Here is a 22,371-nt window from a genome sequence, read left to right on the forward strand (position 1 = left end):
AAATCCAGCCGAGAAGCCCGATCAAGACCTTAAACCGGCTGCCCCCGATCAATCTTGCTACTCAAAATGATCGACGTCGTCGTCTTCTCCACCCCGTCCACACTGCCAATCTGGTCGAGCAACTGATCCAGCTGCTCCGGCGAATCGGTGCGCAACCACGCCACATAATCAAACTCGCCACTCACGGCACACAGCTGCTGTACCTGCGCCATCGCACTCAACCGGCGCAACACCTCTTTGCCGGAGCGCGGCTGCACCTTGATCCCGACATACGCCTGCAACCCGCCATCGACCACTCGCTGGCCGAGACGCACGCCATAACCGGTGATCACTTTGGCTTTTTCCAGCCGCGCCAGACGCGACGTCACAGTGGTGCGCGCGATGCCCAATTGCCGCGCGAGCATGGCTACGCTTTCACGGGCATTGATCTGCAGGGCGGCGATCAGCTGACGGTCGATTTCATCAAGCACGGGCGGGCGGATGTCTGGCAAGGGGCGGCTCCATTGGCGCGAATCGGTGGCTTGCGCATGTTACAGGCTCAATAGAGCGGGCGCTTGCAGGCGATGATCGGGTTTTCATCTGCGTGCCGACGATATTGAACTGCTGAAAACTGACCGTTACTTCACGCCCGTGTTGCTTAGGCCATAACCTCGGCAAACGCCTCTCGGAACCGGTGCATGTCATCGTCCGTGCCGACACTCACCCGAACCCAGGTCGGCCATTCTTTCCAGACGCGACCGACATGCACGCGACGCTCGGCCAAAGCCTTGACTATGTCACTCGCCGGGCGTCTGACATCGATCATGAAGCAATTGGCCTGGGACGCTGTGCAACGAAAACCGCGCGCATTCAGCCACGCGACGGTTTCCTCGCGCAGGCGCGTATTGTTGTGTTTCCTTTGGCTCAACAACGACGCGTCTTCAAGGCTGGCGATTGCTCCCAGCAGGGACGATGTGGCCGGGACGTTGTAGTTGCCGAACACCTCCAGTTGTTCCAGCAACACCGGATTGCCCACCGCGATGCCTAGCCTTGCACCGGCCATGCCGTAGATTTTCGAAAAGGTACGCAGCACCAGCAGGTCGGGGTGATCCTTGATCAGGGGAATGCACGTCGTGGCCTGCGAAAAATCAATGTAGGCCTCATCGACCAACAGAATCGAGCCTTTGGGTTTGTCCTTCAAGGCACGTTCGATATCGCTGCGAGCCGTGAGAGTGCCAGTCGGATTGTTCGGGTTGCAGATATAGATCAAACCGGGCCGAGGGTCGGCAGCCAGCATGCGCGGCAGGTCGTGGGCGTGCTCGGCGTTCAGGGGCACCTCGTGGACAGTGACTTTCCTGCCGCGAGCCGCTTGGGCGGGATCTTCGTAGGAGGGGGCGGCGACCACCAGACTGCCCTGCTGCGTGAAGGCATGCACCGCATGCTGCAAGGCCTGTTTGGAGCCGCAATAGGTCTGGACGAAATCCTCGGGAATGCCTTGCTGGCGGGCAAACAGTGCATTGAGTCGGTACTGGATCTTGTAGGGATAACGTCCCGACAGGGCGATACCTTCCTGCATCGCGTGCCGGGCTGCCGCTGAGGGTCCCCAAGGACTTTCGTTGAAGTTGATCAGCACGTCATCAGAAGTTGCTGCTGTCGAGGTGGTTTCAATGTGAGCCTGTGCCCAGGGGTTGTGGGCCAGTAACGGCAGCGTCGCAGCAAATCCAACGAATGAGCGTCGAGTGACATCAACCATGAAAACTCCCTTTTCGGATCATCAGATGCGCCACGGCTGTGGGGCCTGGATACTGAAGTAACGAACTGGTTAATGGTTGATTTACAGGAGGGTGATCTCATGAGCAGAAAAACACACGGAAAAAAAACCGCCCATCACGGGCGGTTCAGCATGTGCAGCGAGCGTCGGATTTTTTCTGCGCGCAGACCGCTACAAGCGTTCTGCCAGCGTATTTGTCGAGTCCAGATGCGGTTCGTCGCGCAGCAACTTGAGGCGCCAGTCTGTAATCGAACTGTCGTCAACATCCAGGCGTTTAAGCCACTGATCGGCTGACCATCCGACCAACCTCAACTCCCCCGCGTGACTGTTGCCATGCAGCGACTCGACAGACTCGTAGCGAACAGGTTTGAGCAGATGGTTTATCAGTACATATGGCGCTGGTCTCAGATCCTCGCCATCACCGGCTATGTACGGGTGAGCGCCCGACTGGATGATCACACCTTCGTCGTAGGCATAAAACGCGAAATGGCTAGCGGGTAGCTGTGCTCGCAAAGCTTCCAGGCCGCCGGCCGACTCAAGGCGTTCATTATCTAAAAGTGTGAGCCAACTGACCGTTTTAATCTTGGCTTGCTTGAAGGTTTTACGACCCGACAGCAAGAATGCGGAGCCCACATCCAGACCCGGCATACGCGCGGCCATGAAAGCCTCAGTGGGCTGATTGTCATCCTGATTGCCGATCGACAGATTGAACGCATGGCCTGCGTAGCCTTGTTGTGGGTTCAGTCGTCGTGCGAATCCATGGAACAGCTTCAAGAAGCTCAGCGGATTTTGTTCCTGGAACAACAGCGGTACCGAAAACTCCAGTACACCGATATTGTTCCCCATGTTGGCTTGCCAGGCACGAGGTCCCAGAATGCTGAAAAGCCATGCGCTCGCATCTTTGGACTGTTTGCCGCTGGTGTAATGGAAGCTCAGGAAGTCGTTCTCTCCCATAGGTTCCATCATTTTGCGCAGCGTACGCGCCTGATCGTATGGCGTTACACGTTCTCCCTGAGGTGGGCTGTCCCGTACGACCCAGGTCAAATGATCCGCAGCCAATGCCTGGAACTCGTCGAAGCATTTGCACAGCGCCTCGCGAACCAAGGGAGTATGGGCATCCTTGATGTACAGCGTTGCGCGTAAACAGAGAACAGCGCCGATATAGTCCCCGGGCCCGCCTTTCATCAGCAGACTGCCCGGTACTTCCAGTACATTGGGCTGCTTGATCAACTCTGCAGCCATGTCGAATGGTTGTTCCATTGTGTGCTCCATCAACTTAATACGCAGGCAGCATGGGTCGAGGGCTGCGTCCGCGGCTCACCACATACAAGATGGCGCTGGCGATCGCTGCTGCCCATCCGAGTTGCTCGACCGGGATTTTGGATGTCTGTTTTTTTTGACTGCAGTCACAGTCTTCAGGGCTCATTATCACGACCTTCTTTCCACTGCCTGCGATCCTTTCATAAGCTTGAGCTTGCTCGGGATCTTCCGGGTCCGGGGGGAACTTCATCTCCACCAGCACTTTGATATTGTCTTGGGTGGGTGCTCCCCTCGGGTTATTCAGGACGAGCACATCGGGTCGTCGAATCATGCCGCTGTTTTTCACGAACGGTGGATGCTCAGGATCTGCATCCCAGTACTTCTCGATCCAGCCCGGAATCCAGCCATGCGGGTTAGTGCCTGTCTGACTATCCAGAATCGGCACCGGAGGTTCTTTGGTCATGTCGTAACTGATTTCCGGTTTGTACGGACTTCTTCCTTGCAGAAGTTCGTCCAGCTCGCCCAAACGTTGCGCGACACAGGACTGCTTGAGGCTCTTGCCGTCCTTGCTGATGTTCGGCGTAGCGCTGCAGTGACACATCGCCGAGCAAAGTACTTCCCGGTCCTGCGGGTCGAGTTTGGGTTCCAAGACGCTGACAGGGTTCATCTGACCCTCTGGTTTCATGCCACCTTGGGATACGGACGGTTCAGTCATTGCTTTCACCCTGCACAAGGTCGATATGAAGGGTTTGCGGCGATTTATCCTTGACCCAACGGGTCATACCCTCGGCATCCGTGGTGTCGAAGAAGCTGGTGCCGGAGGAGGACCAGACCTTGACCTTGCGGCCAGCCATGGGCTTGCCGGTTTCCTGGTTGATCAATTGAAAGCGCCCGGAGAATGGCGCGGGTAGAGACGGGATCGGGATGAAGGGCGCGGGAGTGTGCGTGTCGCCGATGATGATCGTGCTCGCGCCCTGAATGACCGGTGCACCGTGGTCGGTGACGCTGCCAAGCATGGCGGCGGGTTGGCCGTTGATGAAAACGGTGGAGGATACTCCTGAAGCAATGTGGCCTCCGCAAGCGGTGGCGTCGTTCAGTCTTGCGGCCTGCAGGCCTTCGAACATCACATCGGGGGAACCCGCAACGATCGGGTTGGTTGCATGTCCGGGCAATGGACAGGCGGTCGGATCTGTAACGCGTGCAGCAGGTTTACCACTCATTTTGCGAATCCTTGCAAAAGGGCGATAGCGGCGCAAAGCTCGGCAGGCCTCAAGTCCGGGTGCCGCTGGTGAGCCAGTATCAAGTGTCGCGAAGCAAATGCCGGTGCCGCGCGCTGGTTAAAGGCCGCCGTCATGTAAGCAGAAACCTTCACCTTTTAGCAAATACGCGGGTTGAAGGCCTTGACGGTGGGAGTGCGAAAGGTGATGTGTCTGTTGCAGCATCAGTGCACACGAGTGGACAGATGATGGACGGAACAAGCTATTACGCGATTTAAGGAGCCGCATTTTTTCGCTTCAGATACGCAAAAGCCGCGCATTTGCGCGGCTTTCAGGTTTGGTGGGCCCACACGGACTTGAACCGTGGACCAAAGGATTATGAGTCCTCTGCTCTAACCAACTGAGCTATAGGCCCTCAGTAGGTCGCGGATTATAGCGACGGTTTCTCGGCTGTGCTATCCGAAAAATCCGATACGGTTACACGAAGAAACGTTGCTGCGAATTCTTCCGGCGGCAGCGGCAGGCTGACGATGTAGCCCTGGATCTGTTCACAGCCTTCGGCGGCAAGAAATTGTTGTTGCGCCTGGGTTTCCACGCCCTCGGCGATAACCGTGAATTGCATGCTCCGGCCCAGCGCGATGATGGCCCGGACAATGGCCGCGTCGTGAGGGTCGTCGGGCAGTCCGCGAACGAATGACTGGTCGATTTTGAGAATGTCCAGCGGCAGCCGTTTGAGGTAACTGAGCGAAGAATATCCGGTGCCGAAGTCATCAATCGCCAATTGAACGCCGAGGTGTTTGAGCTGGTGTAACACCGCCAACGCCTCTTCGGCCTGACTCATGATGAAATTCTCGGTAATTTCCAGTTGCAGTAAATCCGGCTGCAGGCGGTTGTCGTTGAGCAGCTGTTCGATGCGTCCGAGCAGATTCGGCTGACGCAGTTGCGCACCGGCGAGGTTCACCGACAGCGGGCCGAGGCTGTCGTAGACCTGACTCCATTCGAACATTTGCCGGCACGCCGTCTCGAGCACCCAGTCACCGATCTGCAGGATCATGCCGTTCTCTTCGGCCAGCGGAATGAAGTGCTCTGGTGGCACGTCGCCGAAGGTCGGGTGACGCCAGCGGATCAGCGCTTCGGCACCGACCAGACGATGATCGTCGAGGCTGATTTTTGGTTGGTAGTAGAGAAACAGTTCATCGCGCTCGATGGCCCGACGCAGTTCATGCTCCAGCGCGATGCGCTCGCTGGCCTGGGCGGTGAGGTCGCGGGTGTAGCTCTCGACGCGGTTGCGACCCTTGGCCTTGGAGCGGTACATCGCCGCGTCGGCGTTTTTCACCAGCGTAGCGACGTCGCAACCGTCTCGAGGATAGAGGCTGGTGCCGATGCTGGCACTGATGAAGAACTCATGCTCACCGGCCTGGAATGGCGCACCGAAGCAGTTGAGCAGTTTGGTGGCGATGTTATCGGCGTCGCTGGCCTGTTGCAGGCCGGGTAACAGAATGATGAATTCGTCACCGCCCAGACGCGCCACGGTATCGATGTCTCGCAATTGCTCCTTCAGGCGCACGGCGATGCCCTTGAGCAGCAGGTCGCCGACCGGGTGGCCGAGGCTGTCATTGATGTGTTTGAAGCGGTCGAGATCGAGAAACAGCACGGCGCCCTGACTGCCGTTTTCCTGCTGGTTGTTCAGTGCCATCAGCAAACGGTTTTCGAACAGCGTGCGGTTCGGCAGGCCAGTGAGCGGGTCGTGGTGCGCCTGATAGTCGAGTTTGGCTTGTGCATGTTTGAGGCTGGAGATGTCGGCAAACACCGCGACAAAGTGGGTAATAAACCTGTCTCGATTGCGCACGGCGCTGATGGTCAGCCAGCTTGGGTACAGCTCGCCGTTCTTGCGTCGGTTGGAGATCTCGCCTTGCCAGTGGCCTTCATCGGTCAACTGGTGCCACATTGCCGCGTAGAACGCGCTGTCGTGCAGACCAGAGGCGAGCAGACGCGGTGTATGCCCGAGCGCTTCGCTTTCGCTGTAGCCGGTGATTTCGGTGAAAGCGCGATTGACCGCACTGATGTGTTGTTGGGTGTCGGTGATCAATACGCCTTCAGCGGTACTTTCGAACACGGTGGCGGCCTGTTGCAGTTTTTCCTGCATCAGATGCCGCTCGGTAATGTCGCGGGCGATGGTCAGCATGCAGTCATCTTCGCCAATCGGCAGCGGACGGCTGGATACTTCACAGAGGCGGATCTGCCCGTCACTGCGGCGGATATGGCAGGTGAAGTCACGGACGAAGCCGTCGCGATGCAACAGATCGAGCATCTGTTTGCGTTCGTTGAGGTTGACCCAGATTCCCAGATCCAGTGCCGAGCGATCCACCGACATGGCGCTATTGAAACCGGTGATACGGCTGAATCCTTCGTTGACCTCCAGCAGCAGGCCGTCGCTCTGGCGTGACAACAGCAAGCCGTCCGGCGAAGCATGGAAGGCTTTGGCAAATTTCTCTTCGGAGGTTTGCAGTTGCTGTTGGGTCTCCTTGAGTTGGGTAATGTCTCGTACTACGACGACAAGCGCGGGTGTAGTGTCCAGATCAAACGGCTCGGCGGAAATCAGGCCGGTAAACAGTTGGCCATTGTTGCGGCGAAACGGCATCTCCAGATTACGAATGCTGCCTGCCTGAAGGCGCTGCAGCAATCCGGGACCGACGCCAGGAATCCCCCAGATATTCAGCTCGGTCGCCGTTTGGCCCAGCACTTCTTCGGCTTTCAGTCCGATCTGTTCTTCAAACGCTTCGTTGACCTCCAGCAGGCAGCCATCGGACAGCCGTGCAATCACCAGAATGTCCGGGCATTGCTGAAACACCGAGGCGAACTTTTGCTCCGAGAGTCGCAGCGCCTCTTCGGTGCGCTTGATTTCGCTGATGTCGATCATCAGGCCGCGCATCACCGGCTCATGGCCATGCTCGATCAGGCTGACGATGTCGCGCACCCACAGGCAGCGGCCATCAGCGGTTATCACCCGATAGTCGACGATGTGATCGCGACCCTGGCGAAGCGCTTCTTTGCAGTAACTTTGTGTACGGGTCAGATCGGCCGGGTGAATGATGTTGTGCCAGAAACCGGGAATCAACCAATGGGATTGTGGATAGCCAAGCAAGTCTTCGGCGTGGGGCGACACATAGCTGTAGGTGAAGTCGCTCATCCGCGCTTCCCAGGCGATGGCCGACAGGCTCTCGACCAGGCCACGATAGTGGTATTCGCTGCTGCGCAGTTCCTGTTCGAGGTCGATACGTCGGGCGATTTCCGAACTCAGGCGGCGGTTGATGCGGATCACCACGGCGAGAATCGTCACCAACAGCAACAGACCTGGTAAACCGTAGATCAGCAGGTCCGACCAGAATGTCCGATGATCAAGGACGTTGCCGACCCAATGCTCCTGAATACTACTGATTTCATCAGGACTCATGTCAGCGAGGACTTTGTCGAGAATTCCCACCAGTACCTTGTTGGCGCGGGGGACGGCCATCGCCAGTTGGTAGCGATAAGGGGTTTCGCCGCTGACATACAGCCCGTCGAGCTTGAGCTGGCGCAGGCTCCAGACGCTGGACGCGAGGTCACCGACGACGGCGTCCACTTCGTCGGTCGCCAACGCCTGCAATGCCGAACTGACATTGGGCATGGCCACCAGGTTCAGATCGGGGTGGTGGGTGCGCAGCAGTTCGTGGGGCGCGTAGTTTTCCACCACGGCGATCTTCAAACCGTACAGGTCGTCGAGCTTGCGCGGTTGCGCGCCGCCGATGTGGGCGAGAATGACGATCGGAAAATCAAGATACGGGCGGGTGAACGACAGGTAGGTCTGACGCTCGGGGGTGGACATGATGCCGGGCAGGAGGTCGATCTTGCCCGATTTGACCTGTTCGAGCACCACCGTCCAGCTCACCGGTTCGATGGGCGTCAACTTAATTGCCAGGCGTTGGCGAATCACGTCGATATAGTCCGCCGCCAGGCCCTGATAGCGGTTCTGGTCGTCGCGAAATTCAAAGGGCGGCCACGACGCATCGACACCCAGGCGCAAGTCCGGGTGAGCCGCCAGCCAGCTACGTTCTTCATCGGTCAGAGTCAGCGCGTCAGCCGTTGCGGTCCAGATCATCAGTGACAGCAAAAAAAGCACGGACGCCAATCTGGGCATAACGCTCTCGTTATGGCTCGGGGATGATTGTTTCGAGTGTAGACGGGGTACGCGGGGGAGGGGCGTTGCGAAGGATTTAATCTGCCATATAAACAAAACCCCCGGCCTGGGCCGGGGGTTCTGGTATCACTCGTCGAGGAAGGAGCGCAGATGCTCGCTTCGCGTCGGGTGGCGCAGCTTGCGCAGCGCCTTGGCTTCGATCTGACGGATCCGCTCACGCGTTACGTCAAACTGTTTGCCCACTTCTTCGAGTGTGTGGTCGGTGTTCATGTCGATACCGAAACGCATGCGCAGTACTTTGGCTTCACGGGCGGTGAGGCCGGAGAGTACTTCGCGAGTCGCTTCTTTGAGGCTCTCAACAGTGGCGACATCGATTGGCGACTGCATGGTCGAGTCTTCGATGAAGTCACCCAGATGGGAGTCTTCGTCATCACCGATCGGGGTTTCCATGGAGATCGGCTCTTTAGCGATCTTCAATACCTTGCGGATCTTGTCCTCAGGCATTTCCATGCGTTCGCCCAGCTCTTCCGGGGTCGGTTCGCGACCCATTTCCTGCAACATCTGCCGGGAAATACGGTTGAGCTTGTTGATCGTCTCGATCATGTGCACCGGAATACGGATGGTGCGGGCCTGGTCGGCGATCGAGCGAGTGATCGCCTGACGGATCCACCAGGTGGCATAAGTCGAGAACTTGTAACCACGACGGTATTCGAACTTGTCCACCGCTTTCATCAGGCCGATGTTGCCTTCCTGGATCAGATCGAGGAATTGCAGGCCACGGTTGGTGTACTTCTTGGCGATCGAGATCACCAGACGCAGGTTGGCTTCAACCATCTCTTTCTTCGCGCGGCGGGCCTTGGCCTCACCGATCGACATGCGACGGTTGATGTCCTTGATTTCTGCGATGGTCAGACCGGTTTCGGTTTCCAGCGCGATCAGTTTCTGCTGGCAACGAATGATGTCCGGTTGCACGCGACCAATGGCTTCGGCGTATTTGCTCTTGCCTTTGGCCAAGGCGTCGGACCAGCTTTCGTCGACTTCGTTGCTCGGGAACTGACGCAGGAAATCGGCGCGTGGCATACGTGCATCACGTACGCACAGTTGCATGATCGCGCGCTCTTGCTGACGCAGACGATCCAGGGCACTGCGGACACGCTCGACCAGGCCTTCGAATTGCTTCGGCACCAGTTTGATCGGCATGAACAGCTCGGCCAGTGCGAGCAACTCGGCAATCGCTGCCTTGTTGTTGCGACCGTGCTTTTTCAGGGCCTTGCGGGTGATTTCCATCTGGTCAGCCACGGCGCCGAAACGCTGGGCAGCGATGACCGGATCCGGACCGCTTTCGGCTTCTTCTTCGTCATCGGAAGATTCGGCTTCATCGTCGTCGGTGTCGTCGTCGGCTTTCGCCACTTTCGCTTCGACAGGCGGCGGCACTTCGGCAGGCGGCGCAATGCCGTCGTCCGGGTCGATATAACCGCTCAGAACGTCGGACAGGCGACCACCTTCGGTGGTGACGCGGGTGTACTCGGAGAGAATGTGGTCAACCGTGCCAGGGAAGTGCGCGATTGCGCTCATCACCTCACGGATGCCCTCTTCGATACGCTTGGCGATTTCGATTTCGCCTTCACGAGTCAGAAGCTCGACCGTACCCATTTCACGCATGTACATGCGCACAGGGTCAGTGGTGCGACCGATATCGGTCTCCACCGCTGCCAACGCAGCGGCTGCTTCTTCCGCAGCGGCCTCGTCGGTATCGGCGTCGGCCAACATAAGGGCGTCCGCATCCGGAGCACTCTCGTGTACGGGGATCCCCATGTCGTTAATCATGCGGATGATGTCTTCCACCTGCTCAGGATCTGAAATATCCTCGGGCAGGTGGTCGTTGACCTCGGCGTAAGTCAGATACTTCTGCTCACGACCCAGTTTGATCAACTCAATAATACGAGACTGCTGTTGCGCTTTTCCGGACATAACACCCTATCCACTGAAGGTCTTGGCGGGCAAAAAACAAGCCGAGGATTATACCTGAGCTATGACCTCACGCGCCAGTTGAGGTCGGGTTTGATGCGGAAACATTGCGACTTAGTAGGTCGCGCAGTTGGTTTTTCTCTTCAATGCTCAGTTCGCTTTGACGCGCTTTCCTGAGCAACTGTTCCAGATTTCGCTCGCGTTGGCGGGCTGACAAGCTAGTAATGGTGTCGAAAAACTGTTGTTCAAGGTTATCTCCGTCAATCAGCCATTCCTTTTCTGCCAGTGCCTTGAGCAGGCGACCCTGTTCAGTGCCGTGCCATCGCGCGATCAACTGAAAAGAGTTTAGCTTGGGATTCTTCTGTACGGCTTCGAGCAGCGCCACAAGTAACTGGGCGTTGGTCTGATTCTCGTCCGCAATGTGCCCGGCATCTTCGACGCGCTTGGCCAATTGCGGGTGATGAAGCAGTGTGCGCAGGGCGGTCAGGGTTGGCGACTCGACGCCAATCGGTGTGCGCGGGCGCTGCTGATCGCGATCACCGCCACGTTTGCCGTTCTTGTCCCAGGGCTTTTTGTCCCACTTCTTGCCGCCAGCGCCGGGCTTCTTGGGCGTCCACTCCTGCTGCGGCACATACATGTCCTGTGCCTGCGGCTGATGGTAGTCGCTGTAGTCAGGCATTGCGTCGTAATCGATGCCCGGATCGTAGGCAGGCGGCGCTTCCTGCGGTGCGCTTTGTGCCAGCTGACTGACGGTTTCGCTGCTCAGGCCGGTGATTTCGGTCAGGCGTTGACGCATCAGAATGCGCAGGTTGGCGCCCGGCACTTTGTCGATCAGCGGTGCGGCGAGGGTGGCCATGTGGGCCTTGCCTTCGAGCGAGCGCGGATCGGCTTCTTCGGTCAATTGCTGGAAGAAATAATCCGCCAGTGGCTGAGCGTGCTGATTGATCCGGGCCTTGAAGGCGTCAGTGCCTTCGGCGCGCACCAAGGTATCCGGGTCTTCGCCTTCGGGCAGAAACAGGAACCGTGCGCGGCGCCCGTCTTGCAGGCTTGAAAGCGTAGCTTCGAGCGCGCGCCAGGCGGCGTTACGGCCGGCCTGGTCACCGTCGAAACAGAACAATACGTTCGGTACGACGCGGAACAGGCGCTTCAAATGTTCTTCGCTGGTCGCGGTGCCCAGCGTCGCGACGGCATTCTTCAGCCCCTGCTGGGCGAGGGCGATGACGTCCATGTAGCCTTCGACGACGATGATTTCGTCGAGGTTGCGGTTGTTCTTGCGTGCTTCATAGAGACCGTAGAGTTCCTGGCCTTTATGGAATACCGGGGTTTCCGGTGAGTTCAGGTATTTCGGCTTGTCGTCGCCGAGTACGCGGCCACCGAAAGCGATGATCCGCCCGCGGGTGTCGCGGATCGGGAACATTACGCGATCGCGGAAGCGGTCATAGCGTTTGCCGGTTTCGGCGTTCTCGATCAGCAGGCCAGCGTCGATCATGGCCTTCTGCTGCAATGTATCGCTGCTCAAGTGCTTGAACAGGTTGTCCCAGCCCGGCGGCGCGAAACCGAGGCCGAAATCCCGGGCGATCTCGCCAGTCAGGCCGCGTCCCTTGAGGTAATCCACCGCAGCTTTGCGTGCCGGATGGCTCTTGAGCGCCTGCCGGTAAAAGTCGGCGGCGGCGGTGAGCAGCGGATACAGCGGCGAATCAGTCGGTTGCCGTGGCTTGCGCTCGCGGCCGCTTTCTTCGCGAGGAATTTCCATGCCGGCAGCTTTCGCCAGATCCTCGACGGCCTGGGGGAAATCCAGGTTGTCGTGATCCATGAGAAAGCCGAGGGCATTGCCGCCGGCGCCGCAGCCGAAACAGTAATAGAACTGCTTGTCGGGGCTGACGCTGAAAGACGGGGTTTTCTCTTTGTGAAACGGGCAACAGGCGGTGTAGTTCTTGCCGGCCTTCTTCAATTGCACGCGCGAACTGACCACATCGACGATGTCGGTGCGGTTCAGCAGGTCGTCAATGAAGCTCTGGGGAATCAGCCCGGCCATGGCGTTCTCGTCGTCTGCGCTGTAATAAGTCCGATGCGAAAGGCTGCCGGACGCGGGTCATTGTCTGAAGCACGCAAAATGTGCGGCTCGACCGGTGTCGTCTGCGTAATCGCTGTCGGGAAGTGTATCTGCCGAAAATCCACTGACGTTAGTACTCATCAGTCATCGACTATTTGAAAGTGTTGCGCTGAATCCGCTGACGGCCGGTTCAGGGCCTCGGATAGCTCAATAAAGCGGGCACGCATGCAGGTGCCTTGGGCTGATCGTCGTAAGAGGAATCAGTGGGTGTGCTCGTCAGTAGCCTTGAAAGGCTCGTCAGAAAAGACGTGCACCGCTGGCAAAAGAGCCAGGTCTGACGTGTGAAGCAGATTCGTCTTGGTCGCGTGTGCGGCTTCGACGTTGAAGCATCAAGCGTTTTACGCAAATGCCATTAGCCCGGCTGAGAGCCGGGCTTAGGCAAAGAAGCTTGCTACGAACGTCTGTGTATTAGTACAGACGAACGGCGCGGCGCTGTTCGCGCTGAACTTTCTTGGCGTGACGCTTAACAGCGGCTGCTGCTTTGCGCTTACGCTCAGAAGTTGGCTTCTCGTAAAATTCGCGGCTACGAACTTCAGCCAGTACACCGGCTTTTTCGCAGGAGCGCTTGAAACGACGCAGAGCTACGTCGAAGGGTTCGTTCTCTTTAACTTTGACGGCTGGCATCCAGAGCTACCTTCATTCATTACCGGGGTCAACATCCTCGCGGCAAAAGAGCACTTGAAGACGTCGGTTTTTAAGGGTTGCGGATGTTAACCCCTCATCGCTCGGAATGCAAAGCCTCTGATCGAAAACCGCTGGTCGGGGCATCACGCGGCGACTATTATGCGCGCCTTCGAATTCAGCCTAAACAAGGCGCAAACCCATGCTAGTACTGGGATTAGAAACTTCCTGCGACGAAACCGGCGTCGCATTATATGACAGCGAACGCGGCCTGCTGGCCGACGCACTGTTCAGCCAGATCGACCTGCATCGTGCTTATGGCGGTGTGGTGCCGGAGCTGGCCTCGCGTGACCACGTCAAACGCATGCTGCCCTTGATCCGTCAGGTGTTGGCCGAGGCTGACTGCGTGCCGACCGAGATCGATGCAATCGCCTATACCGCGGGTCCTGGCCTGGTTGGCGCATTGCTGGTCGGCGCTTCCTGCGCTCAGGCACTGGCGTTTGCCTGGGGCATTCCGGCGCTCGGTGTGCACCACATGGAAGGCCACTTGCTGGCGCCGATGCTGGAGCCGAAACCGCCCGAATTCCCGTTCGTCGCTTTGTTGGTCTCCGGCGGTCATACGCAACTGGTTCAGGTCGATGGCATCGGCCAATACAGTCTGCTTGGCGAGACGCTGGATGATGCCGCCGGTGAAGCATTCGACAAAACCGCGAAGATGATGGGCCTCAATTATCCGGGTGGGCCGGAAATCGCCAAGCTGGCCGAGAAGGGCGTCGCAGGACGTTTTACCTTCCCGCGTCCGATGTGTGATCGCCCGGGTCTGCAATTCAGCTTCAGTGGTCTGAAAACCTCTGCGCTCAACGCCTGGCAGCAGTGCGTCAACGCCGGGGACGACAGCGAGCAAGCCCGTTGCGACATCGCGCTGGCGTTCCAGCAGGCCGTGGTGGAGACTTTGACCATCAAGTGCAAGCGTGCCCTGAAGCAGGCCGGCATGAAGCGTCTGGTGATTGCGGGCGGCGTCAGCGCCAATAAGGCGTTGCGTGTTTCGCTGGAAAAAATGCTCGGCGACATGAAGGGCGATGTGTTTTATGCACGCCCGGAGTTCTGTACCGACAATGGCGCGATGATCGCGTTTGCCGGTTGCCAGCGTTTGCAGGCCGGTCAGCAGGAAAGTCTGGCGATCAGCGTGCAGGCTCGCTGGCCGATGGAGCAATTGTCGGCGTTGTGATGAGTGGCGCTCATGGCCGGTATTTAAAAATGCCGTTCGCGCCCGGCAAACAGGTCGCGTAGATTGCCGCGGTGGCGCCAGACGATCAGCAGTGTCAGCGCGCTCATCGGCAACAGCGCCTCCGGTTCCTGCCAGGCCAGCAAAGGCAGGGTCAAGGGGGTTGCGATCAGTGCTGCGAGCGAGCTGGTGCGGGTCAGGTAAAACGTCAGTAACCAGGCGCATACTGCCAGCAGCGCGGCGGGCGGATACAGGCCCAGCAGCATGCCGGCAGCGGTGGCGACACCCTTGCCGCCACGAAAGCGAAAGTACAGCGGGAACAGGTGACCGATCACGGCGCACACGCCGATCCACGCCTGATCCTGCAGCGAAAGGCCGGCAGTCGAAGCGATCAGCACCGGCACCAGGCCTTTGCACAGATCACCCAGCAGGGTCAGGATCGCCAGTTTGCGACCGGCCAGGCGCAGCATGTTGGTGGCACCGGCATTGCCCGAGCCACTCATTCGCGGGTCCGGATTTCCGGTCAGGCGGCTGAGCAAAATGGCGAAGGACAGCGAGCCGAGCAGGTAGGCGAGAGTCGCCAGTAACCAAAACATGCTAACTATTCCGGGCGAGGACGCCCTGATTCTAACGGCGCATTGCGCCCTTGTCGTGCAGCGGAGAGAAGTGCTTGGACAGAGTGTTTATCGAAGGCCTGGAAGTCGACACCGTGATTGGTGCCTACGACTGGGAGCGCGGCATCCGCCAGTGCCTGCGCCTTGACCTGAGCTTCGCCTGGGACAATCGCCCGGCCGCCGCCGGTGATGACCTGACCCTGGCGCTCGACTATGCCAGCGTGTCCGCGCGGATTCAGGCTTTTGCCGAGCAGGCGCAGTTTCAGTTGGTCGAGACCTTTGCCGAGCGTCTGGTCGAAGTGCTGATGAGCGAATTCAGCATCACGTGGGTACGTCTGAAGCTGACCAAGCCAGGTGCCGTTCCGGCTGCCAAGGGCGGCGTGGGTGTGGAGATCGAGCGCGGATGTCGCTGACTCAGGTCTACCTCGGGCTCGGTAGCAATATCGAGCGCGAAACCCATTTGCGCGCAGGGCTGGAAGCTTTGGCTACGTTTCTGGTGGATGTCCGCTGTTCGGCGGTGTTCGAAAGCGCGCCTGTGGGGATCAAGAGCGGGCCGTTCTTCAATTTTGTGGTGTCGGCGTTTACCGATCTGCCGTTGATGGAACTGGATCGACGCTTGAAATTCATCGAGGCGGATAACGGTCGCTACGCGCCTGATCGCAAGGGCTTGCCGCTGGATATCGACGTGCTGTTGTATGGTGATCTGGCGGGGAATTTCGACGGACTGGTTCTGCCGCGCGCGGAGATTCTGAAAAATGCTTTTGTGCTGTGGCCGCTGTCGCTGATTGCGCCGGATCGCGTGCATCCGGGTGTGGGAAAAAGCTTCGCGACTTTGTGGGCTGAAGCGCAGATTGATCAGGTGCTGGCGCCGGTCGGGTTTGAGTGGCGCGGGCAGCAGCTTACGCCTTCAGACTTGTGTTGAATCGACTGACGTCTTCGCGAGCAGGCTCGCTCCCACATTTTGGAATGCATTTCCCTGTGGGAGCGAGCCGGATCCGGGCGGCGATCCGACGACGCTTTTCAGGCTGACGCCGCGTCTTTGTAGATCTTCAAAGCCTTCAGTCGCTCACGCTTCAGCGCTTCGCCCAATTCCGGGCCTTTGAATCCCTTCTCCAGCAACGGCTGCACCGCGACTTCCCGTGCAGCCTTGGCAGCGCCGCGTAAATATTCGGCCTGTGGATAACTTCTCTGCTCCAGCCCTTTACGGCCTCGGGCGTCCATTTCGCATGCCGCGATAAACTCTTCAAACCGCTGCGGTCGGCGATACACATCAAAGCTCTGCAACAGCTCAAGCAGCGTCGAGGCCTTCAATTCCAGCGCCCGGTGGCTGTGGGTGTGGTACTTGCCGACCAGCAAGGCCAACTCCTGACAATCCTTCGGTGCCTTAAAGCGTTCGTTGACCGCTTTGATCGGCTTCAACCCCGTGTGCTCATGGGCGATGTGTCGCGGCCACTCTTCCTCTGGGGTCAGACCTTTGCCGAGATCGTGCAGCAGGCAAGCCCAGCGAACCGTCAGCGGTTGTTTGTGCCGCGCCGATTGCTCCAGGACGCTCAGGGTGTGCAGGCCGGTATCGATTTCCGGGTGATGCGCTTCTGGTTGTGGCACACCGAAAAGCGCGTCGACTTCCGGCATCAGTACTTTCAGTGCGCCGCAGTCGCGCAGCACCTGAATGAATACTTGCGGCTGATCTTCCATCAGTGCTCGGGAGATTTCTTTCCAGCTACGTTCAGCGGTCAATGCCTCCAGCTCACCGGACTCGCTGAGCTGACGCATCAATTCCAGCGTCTCTGGTGCGACAGTAAAACCCAGCCCGGCATAGCGCGCTGCGAAGCGGGCAACACGCAATACACGGAGGGGATCTTCGGCGAACGCCGGAGAAACGTGGCGCAGAATCCGGGCTTCAAGATCGCGCTGGCCATGGTAGGGATCGGTCAGATTGTGCTCATTGTCCTCGGCCATGGCGTTGATGGTCAGGTCGCGGCGAATCAGGTCTTCTTCAAGCGTCACTTCGGGGCTGGCATGAAAGGTAAAGCCGCCATAACCGCGCCCGCTCTTGCGTTCGGTGCGGGCGAGGGCGTACTCCTCGCCGCTTTTGGGATGAAGAAACACCGGGAAATCCGCGCCGACCGGGCGATAACCCTGGGCGAGCATTTCTTCCGTGGTGGCACCGACTACGACCCAATCGATGTCCGTGACCGGTTTGCCCAGCAAGCGATCACGTACGGCACCGCCAACCTTGAAAATCTGCATAAAAAACCTCCGTTAGCCCGACAGGATAACCTCTGCGCCGGACTTTCGGAGGCCAGAACCGTTTCAAAGATGAATGACGGCCAGGTCCAGACGACCGTAATCCCCTTCGCTGTGTTCACTGCGTGGCGGCACGTGGTGGGTTTTCATGATCTGGTCGCCTTGCAGGGTTTCCAAATGGATATCGAAGCCCCACAAGCGATGCAGGTGTTTAAGCACCTCGTCGGTGGAATCACCCAGTGGTTTGCGGTCATGCTGCTGGTGACGCAAGGTCAGTGAGCGGTCGCCGCGCCGATCGATGCTGTAGATCTGCACGTTCGGTTCACGATTGCCGAGGTTGTATTGCGCGGCCAGTGTTTCGCGGATGATCCGGTAGCCGGGTTCGTCATGAATCGCAGGCACCAGCAAGTCGTCCTTCTGATCGTCATCCATGATGCTGAACAGTTTCAGGTCACGGATCACTTTCGGCGATAGATACTGCAGGATGAAACTCTCATCCTTGAAGCTGCTCATGGCGAATTTGATGGACGACAGCCAGTCACTCCCGGCAATTTCCGGAAACCAGTGACGATCCTCTTCGGTAGGTTCTTCACACATGCGCCGGATGTCGCGATACATGGCGAAACCCAGCGCGTAGGGGTTGATGCCGTTGTAGTAAGGGCTATCGAAACCTGGCTGAAACACCACGCTGGTGTGCGAGGTGAGGAATTCCATCATGAAACCGTCGGTGACCAGCCCTTCGTCGTACAGGTCGTTCATCAGCGTGTAGTGCCAGAACGTTGCCCAGCCTTCGTTCATCACTTGGGTCTGGCGTTGAGGGTAGAAGTACTGGGCGATCTTGCGCACGATCCGCACGATCTCGCGCTGCCACGGTTCCAGTAACGGCGCGTGTTTTTCGATGAAGTACAGGATGTTTTCCTGCGGCTCGGCCGGGAAGCGGGCGTTGTCCTTGTCGCTGTATTTATCCGCGCCTTTGGGAATGGTGCGCCACAGATCGTTGATCTGCTTCTGCATGTGCTCTTCACGATCCTTCTGCCGACGCCGTTCTTCTTCGGCGGAAATCGGGTAAGGACGTTTGTAGCGGTCGACGCCGTAGTTCATCAACGCATGGCAGGAGTCGAGCAGGTCTTCTACTGCATCGATGCCGTGACGCTCCTCGCACTGCATGATGTACTGCTTGGCAAACACCAGGTAATCGATGATCGAGCTGGCGTCGGTCCAGGTGCGAAACAGGTAATTGCCCTTGAAGAAACTGTTATGCCCGTAACAGGCATGCGCCACTACCAACGCCTGCATGCAGATGGTGTTTTCCTCCATCAGATAGGCGATGCACGGGTCAGAGTTGATCACGATTTCGTAGGCGAGGCCCATCTGGCCACGGCTGTACGACTTTTCCGTGCTGAGGAAGTGTTTGCCGTAGGACCAGTGGTGGTAGCCCAGTGGCATGCCCACCGAGGCATACGCATCCATCATCTGCTCGGCGGTGATCACTTCAATCTGGTTGGGGTAGGTATCCAGCGCATAGCGGGCCGCGATCCGGGCTATTTCGCGGTCATAGGTCTGGATCAGCTCGAACGTCCATTCGGAGCCGGTGGAAATAGGTTGGCGCTTCTGCTCTTTGGCGGTCATGTCACTAACCTGCGCTGGAAGAGTTCACGGAAGACCGGATAGATATCCCCGGCCGAGACCAGTTGCTGCTGGGCAAAAGTGTCAGAGAAGGCTTCGGCGATGCGTTCGTACTCGTACCACAAGGCCTGATGTTCGCGCGGGGTAATCTCCACATAAGTGTAGTACTGCACAAACGGCATGATCTGGTTGATCAGGATGTCGCGGCAGATTGGCGAGTCATCATTCCAGTTGTCGCCGTCGGAAGCCTGAGCTGCGTAGATATTCCACTCGTTGCTCGGGTAACGCTCGGCCATGATCTCCTGCATCAGTTTCAGGGCACTGGAAACGATGGTGCCGCCGGTTTCCCGTGAATAGAAAAACTCTTCTTCGTCGACTTCCCGGGCACTGGTGTGGTGGCGGATGAACACGACGTCGATCTTGTCGTAGTTCCGTTTCAGGAACAGGTACAACAGGATGAAAAAGCGTTTAGCGATGTCTTTGGTCGCCTGGGTCATGGAGCCGGAGACGTCCATCAGGCAGAACATCACGGCTTTCGAACTGGGGTTGGGCTGTTTGATCAGCAAGTTGTATTTCAAGTCGAAGGTATCGAGGAACGGCACACGATGAATGCGCGCGCTGAGTTTCTCGATTTCTGCCTCGAGTTCCTGAATATCACCGAAGTTATCTGGCTCTTCGCGTCTTAGACGTTCAAGTTCTTCTTTCACTTCACGCAGTTTTGCCCTGCTGCTGCCGGACAAGGCAATGCGCCGAGCATGGGCCGAACGCAGCGTGCGGATGATATTGATCCGCGAAGGGTTGCCTTCGTTGCTGATCCCGGCCCGCACGGTTTTGAAGGTGTCGGTACCGCTCAGGTTGCGTTTGACCAGGTTCGGCAGTTCGAGGTCTTCAAACATGAATTCGAGGAACTCTTCCTGAGTGATCTGGAAGACGAATTCGTCCATGCCCTCGCCGGAGTTGCCTGCCTTGCCCGGGCCGCGTCCGCCACCGCCTCCCGGCGGGCGGGCGATGTGTTCGCCGGCGGTGAACTCCTTGTTGCCCGGATGCACCACGGTCTGCTTGCCGCCACGGCCATGGTGAAGCACCGGTTCGTCGATGTCGCGACCGGGAATACTGATCTGTTCGCCGTGCTCCATATCGGTAATGGAGCGCCGGCTGACCGCCTCTTCGACGGCCTTCTTGATGTGGTCACGGTAACGCCGCAGGAAGCGCTGACGGTTCACCGTGCTCTTGTTCTTGCCATTGAGACGTCGGTCGATCACATAACTCATAGGAAGCCCTCCGGGCAGCTTCAAGTTGTGAGCTTCAAGCTGCAAGTAAAAGCAGGTTCCCGGGCATCAGTGGGTTACGCGCTTTGTTCTTGCAGCTCGTAGCTAGAAGCTTGCAGCTGCTTCACTGCGACTTCCGTACCCGTAGGTACCATTCGGAAAGAAGCCGTACCTGTTTGTCGGTGTAGCCGCGTTCGACCATTCGAGTGACGAAGTCGTTGTGTTTTTGCTGATCCTCTTTGCTGGCCTTGGCATTGAAGCTGATGACTGGCAGCAGGTCCTCGGTGTTGGAGAACATTTTCTTCTCGATGACCACCCGCAGTTTCTCGTAGCTGAGCCAGGTCGGGTTCTTGCCGTTGTTGTTGGCGCGTGCGCGCAGTACGAAGTTGACGATCTCGTTGCGGAAATCCTTCGGATTGCTGATGCCGGCCGGTTTTTCGATTTTCTCCAGTTCTTCGTTCAGCGCGACACGGTTGAGAATCTCGCCGGTTTCCGGATCGCGGTATTCCTGATCCTGAATCCAGAAGTCCGCGTACAGCACGTAGCGGTCGAAGATGTTCTGGCCGTACTCGCTGTAAGACTCGAGATAGGCGGTCTGGATCTCCTTGCCGATGAATTCGATATAACGCGGTGCCAGGTATTCCTTCAGGTAGCGCAGGTAGCGCTCGCGGGTTTCAGCCTGGAATTGTTCCTGTTCGATCTGCTGTTCCAGAACGTAGAGCAGGTGTACCGGGTTGGCAGCGATTTCATGCGGATCGAAGTTGAACACCTTGGAGAGGATCTTGAACGCGAAGCGGGTCGACAGACCGTTCATGCCTTCGTCGACACCGGCCGAGTCGCGGTATTCCTGAATCGACTTGGCCTTTGGATCGGTGTCCTTGAGGTTTTCGCCGTCGTAGACGCGCATCTTCGAATAGATGTTGGAGTTTTCCGGCTCCTTGAGGCGCGACAGAACAGTGAACTGCGCGAGCATTTTCAGGGTGTCCGGCGCGCAATGGGCCTTGGCCAGTGAGCTGTTGAACAGCAGTTTGTCGTAGATCTTCACTTCGTCACTGACGCGCAGGCAGTACGGCACTTTGACGATGTAGATCCGGTCGATGAACGCTTCGTTGTTCTTGTTGTTGCGGAAGGTGTGCCATTCCGATTCGTTGGAGTGGGCGAGCAGGATCCCGGTGAACGGAATCGCGCCGAGGCCTTCGGTACTGTTGTAGTTGCCTTCCTGCGTCGCGGTCAGCAATGGGTGCAGCACCTTGATCGGTGCCTTGAACATTTCGACGAATTCCATCAGGCCCTGGTTGGCCCGGCACAGCGCACCGGAATAGCTGTAAGCGTCGGCGTCGTTCTGTGGGTATTCCTCGAGTTTGCGGATGTCGACTTTACCGACCAGTGCGGAAATGTCCTGGTTGTTCTCGTCACCCGGTTCGGTCTTGGCCACGGCGATCTGGTTAAGGATCGACGGGTACAGCTTGACCACGCGGAACTGGCTGATGTCGCCGCCGAATTCGGCCAGACGTTTGGTCGCCCATGGCGACATGATGGTGTTCAGGTAGCGCCGTGGAATGCCGAAGTCTTCCTCGAGAATCGCGCCATCTTCGGTGGCGTTGAACAGACCCAGAGGCGATTCGAATACCGGCGAGCCCTTGATCGCATAGAAGGGCACTTTTTCAATCAGTTGTTTCAGCTTCTCGGCCAGGGACGATTTACCGCCACCGACGGGACCGAGCAGATAAAGGATCTGTTTCTTCTCTTCCAGGCCTTGGGCGGCGTGGCGGAAATACGAAACGATCTGGTCGATGCATTCTTCCATCCCGTGGAAGTCTTCAAAGGCCGGATAGCGACGGATCACCTTGTTGGAGAAGATGCGTGACAGCCTCGAGTTGGTCGAGGTGTCGAGCAGTTCCGGCTCGCCGATGGCCAGCAATAGACGCTCGGCGGCGGAAACGTAGGCGCTACGGTCTTTCTTGCACAGCTCCAGGTACTCTTGCAGCGAGAGTTCTTCCTGGCGTGTGGACTCGAAGCGTTGTTGGAAGTGGCTAAAGATACTCATGACGTCACCTCGCTCGATACGTGGAGCCGACGCCGGATCACTCAGTCGATGCTGGCAAACAACCGTTTAGGCAGCTGTTTGTTTACCCCCCAGAACACTTTCACGATCGACAATCGTGAAAGTCACTCCCGATGACCCGTGCGCCGGTGTACCGGCTCTCCCCTGTTTTGGATGGCCTGGGCTTAAGGATAGTTGGGAATTCGGGAGGTAAAGGCGAGATACGTAATTAGTTGTGGCA

17 protein-coding genes and 1 tRNA gene are annotated in these 22,371 nt (G+C 57.9%); 3 read left to right on the top strand and 15 right to left on the bottom strand.

What is annotated here, in order from left to right:
- Positions 1 to 29 precede the first annotated feature (29 nt).
- From H8F23_RS17945 to rpsU, 10 genes are all read right to left on the bottom strand, one after another.
- The gene (locus H8F23_RS17945) at positions 30 to 491 is read right to left on the bottom strand and encodes an Lrp/AsnC family transcriptional regulator (protein WP_007910086.1); all 462 of its coding nucleotides are present in this window, start codon (positions 489 to 491) and stop codon (positions 30 to 32) included.
- A 146-nt stretch (positions 492 to 637) separates the two neighbouring features.
- Positions 638 to 1,732, bottom strand: coding sequence for a pyoverdine biosynthesis transaminase PtaA (gene ptaA, locus H8F23_RS17950; protein WP_194935277.1), 1,095 nt, complete (start codon positions 1,730 to 1,732; stop codon positions 638 to 640).
- A gap of 189 nt (positions 1,733 to 1,921) precedes the next feature.
- Entirely contained in the window at positions 1,922 to 3,010 is a 1,089-nt protein-coding gene (locus H8F23_RS17955) for a DUF3396 domain-containing protein (protein WP_194935278.1), read from the bottom strand.
- Between the two features lie 16 nt (positions 3,011 to 3,026).
- Entirely contained in the window at positions 3,027 to 3,725 is a 699-nt protein-coding gene (locus tag H8F23_RS17960) for a VRR-NUC domain-containing protein (RefSeq protein WP_194935279.1), read from the bottom strand.
- The gene (locus tag H8F23_RS17965) at positions 3,718 to 4,230 is read right to left on the bottom strand and encodes a PAAR domain-containing protein (protein WP_194935280.1); all 513 of its coding nucleotides are present in this window, start codon (positions 4,228 to 4,230) and stop codon (positions 3,718 to 3,720) included. Before H8F23_RS17965 ends, H8F23_RS17960 begins: the two co-directional genes overlap by 8 nt.
- A 335-nt stretch (positions 4,231 to 4,565) precedes the next feature.
- A tRNA-Ile gene (locus tag H8F23_RS17970) sits at positions 4,566 to 4,642 on the bottom strand.
- A 15-nt stretch (positions 4,643 to 4,657) separates the two neighbouring features.
- Positions 4,658 to 8,404, bottom strand: a complete 3,747-nt coding sequence (locus tag H8F23_RS17975; protein ID WP_194935281.1) for a bifunctional diguanylate cyclase/phosphodiesterase — start codon at positions 8,402 to 8,404, stop codon at positions 4,658 to 4,660.
- Positions 8,405 to 8,530: 126 nt separating this feature from the next.
- The gene (gene rpoD / locus H8F23_RS17980; protein ID WP_093441990.1) at positions 8,531 to 10,375 is read right to left on the bottom strand and encodes an RNA polymerase sigma factor RpoD; all 1,845 of its coding nucleotides are present in this window, start codon (positions 10,373 to 10,375) and stop codon (positions 8,531 to 8,533) included.
- A 67-nt stretch (positions 10,376 to 10,442) separates the two neighbouring features.
- Positions 10,443 to 12,407, bottom strand: a complete 1,965-nt coding sequence (dnaG, locus tag H8F23_RS17985) for a DNA primase (RefSeq protein ID WP_194935282.1) — start codon at positions 12,405 to 12,407, stop codon at positions 10,443 to 10,445.
- Positions 12,408 to 12,893: 486 nt separating this feature from the next.
- Positions 12,894 to 13,109, bottom strand: a complete 216-nt coding sequence (gene rpsU, locus H8F23_RS17990; RefSeq protein WP_002551877.1) for a 30S ribosomal protein S21 — start codon at positions 13,107 to 13,109, stop codon at positions 12,894 to 12,896.
- 199 nt (positions 13,110 to 13,308) lie between these two features.
- Here rpsU and tsaD point away from each other — a divergent pair, with 199 nt between their 5' ends.
- Positions 13,309 to 14,334: a tRNA (adenosine(37)-N6)-threonylcarbamoyltransferase complex transferase subunit TsaD gene (gene tsaD, locus H8F23_RS17995; protein ID WP_093441977.1), complete on the top strand. Its 1,026-nt coding sequence runs from the start codon at positions 13,309 to 13,311 to the stop codon at positions 14,332 to 14,334.
- A gap of 23 nt (positions 14,335 to 14,357) precedes the next feature.
- On the opposite strand, the gene plsY is transcribed toward tsaD, so the two are convergent.
- Complete coding sequence (plsY, locus tag H8F23_RS18000; protein ID WP_093441972.1) at positions 14,358 to 14,927, bottom strand: glycerol-3-phosphate 1-O-acyltransferase PlsY; 570 nt, start codon at positions 14,925 to 14,927, stop codon at positions 14,358 to 14,360.
- A gap of 74 nt (positions 14,928 to 15,001) precedes the next feature.
- On the opposite strand from plsY, the gene folB reads away from it, so the two are divergent.
- Entirely contained in the window at positions 15,002 to 15,358 is a 357-nt protein-coding gene (gene folB / locus H8F23_RS18005; protein WP_122599210.1) for a dihydroneopterin aldolase, read from the top strand.
- Complete coding sequence (folK, locus tag H8F23_RS18010) at positions 15,349 to 15,867, top strand: 2-amino-4-hydroxy-6-hydroxymethyldihydropteridine diphosphokinase (RefSeq protein ID WP_194935283.1); 519 nt, start codon at positions 15,349 to 15,351, stop codon at positions 15,865 to 15,867. The genes folB and folK overlap by 10 nt, the downstream gene beginning before the upstream one ends.
- A 98-nt stretch (positions 15,868 to 15,965) precedes the next feature.
- Here the strand turns inward: folK and H8F23_RS18015 are convergent, their stop codons facing one another.
- From H8F23_RS18015 to H8F23_RS18030, 4 genes are all read right to left on the bottom strand, one after another.
- The gene (locus tag H8F23_RS18015; RefSeq protein WP_194935284.1) at positions 15,966 to 17,195 is read right to left on the bottom strand and encodes a multifunctional CCA addition/repair protein; all 1,230 of its coding nucleotides are present in this window, start codon (positions 17,193 to 17,195) and stop codon (positions 15,966 to 15,968) included.
- A 63-nt stretch (positions 17,196 to 17,258) separates the two neighbouring features.
- On the bottom strand, positions 17,259 to 18,821 hold the full coding sequence (locus tag H8F23_RS18020) for a SpoVR family protein (protein WP_194935285.1): 1,563 nt from the start codon (positions 18,819 to 18,821) through the stop codon (positions 17,259 to 17,261).
- Positions 18,818 to 20,089 (bottom strand): YeaH/YhbH family protein, encoded by a 1,272-nt coding sequence (locus H8F23_RS18025; RefSeq protein ID WP_007910114.1) that lies wholly within the window; start codon positions 20,087 to 20,089, stop codon positions 18,818 to 18,820. The genes H8F23_RS18020 and H8F23_RS18025 overlap by 4 nt, the downstream gene beginning before the upstream one ends.
- Before the next feature lie 121 nt (positions 20,090 to 20,210).
- Positions 20,211 to 22,133: a PrkA family serine protein kinase gene (locus H8F23_RS18030; protein ID WP_007910115.1), complete on the bottom strand. Its 1,923-nt coding sequence runs from the start codon at positions 22,131 to 22,133 to the stop codon at positions 20,211 to 20,213.
- Positions 22,134 to 22,371 lie beyond the last annotated feature (238 nt).

This window comes from Pseudomonas neuropathica (genome assembly GCF_015461835.1).
Classification (GTDB): domain Bacteria; phylum Pseudomonadota; class Gammaproteobacteria; order Pseudomonadales; family Pseudomonadaceae; genus Aquipseudomonas; species Aquipseudomonas neuropathica.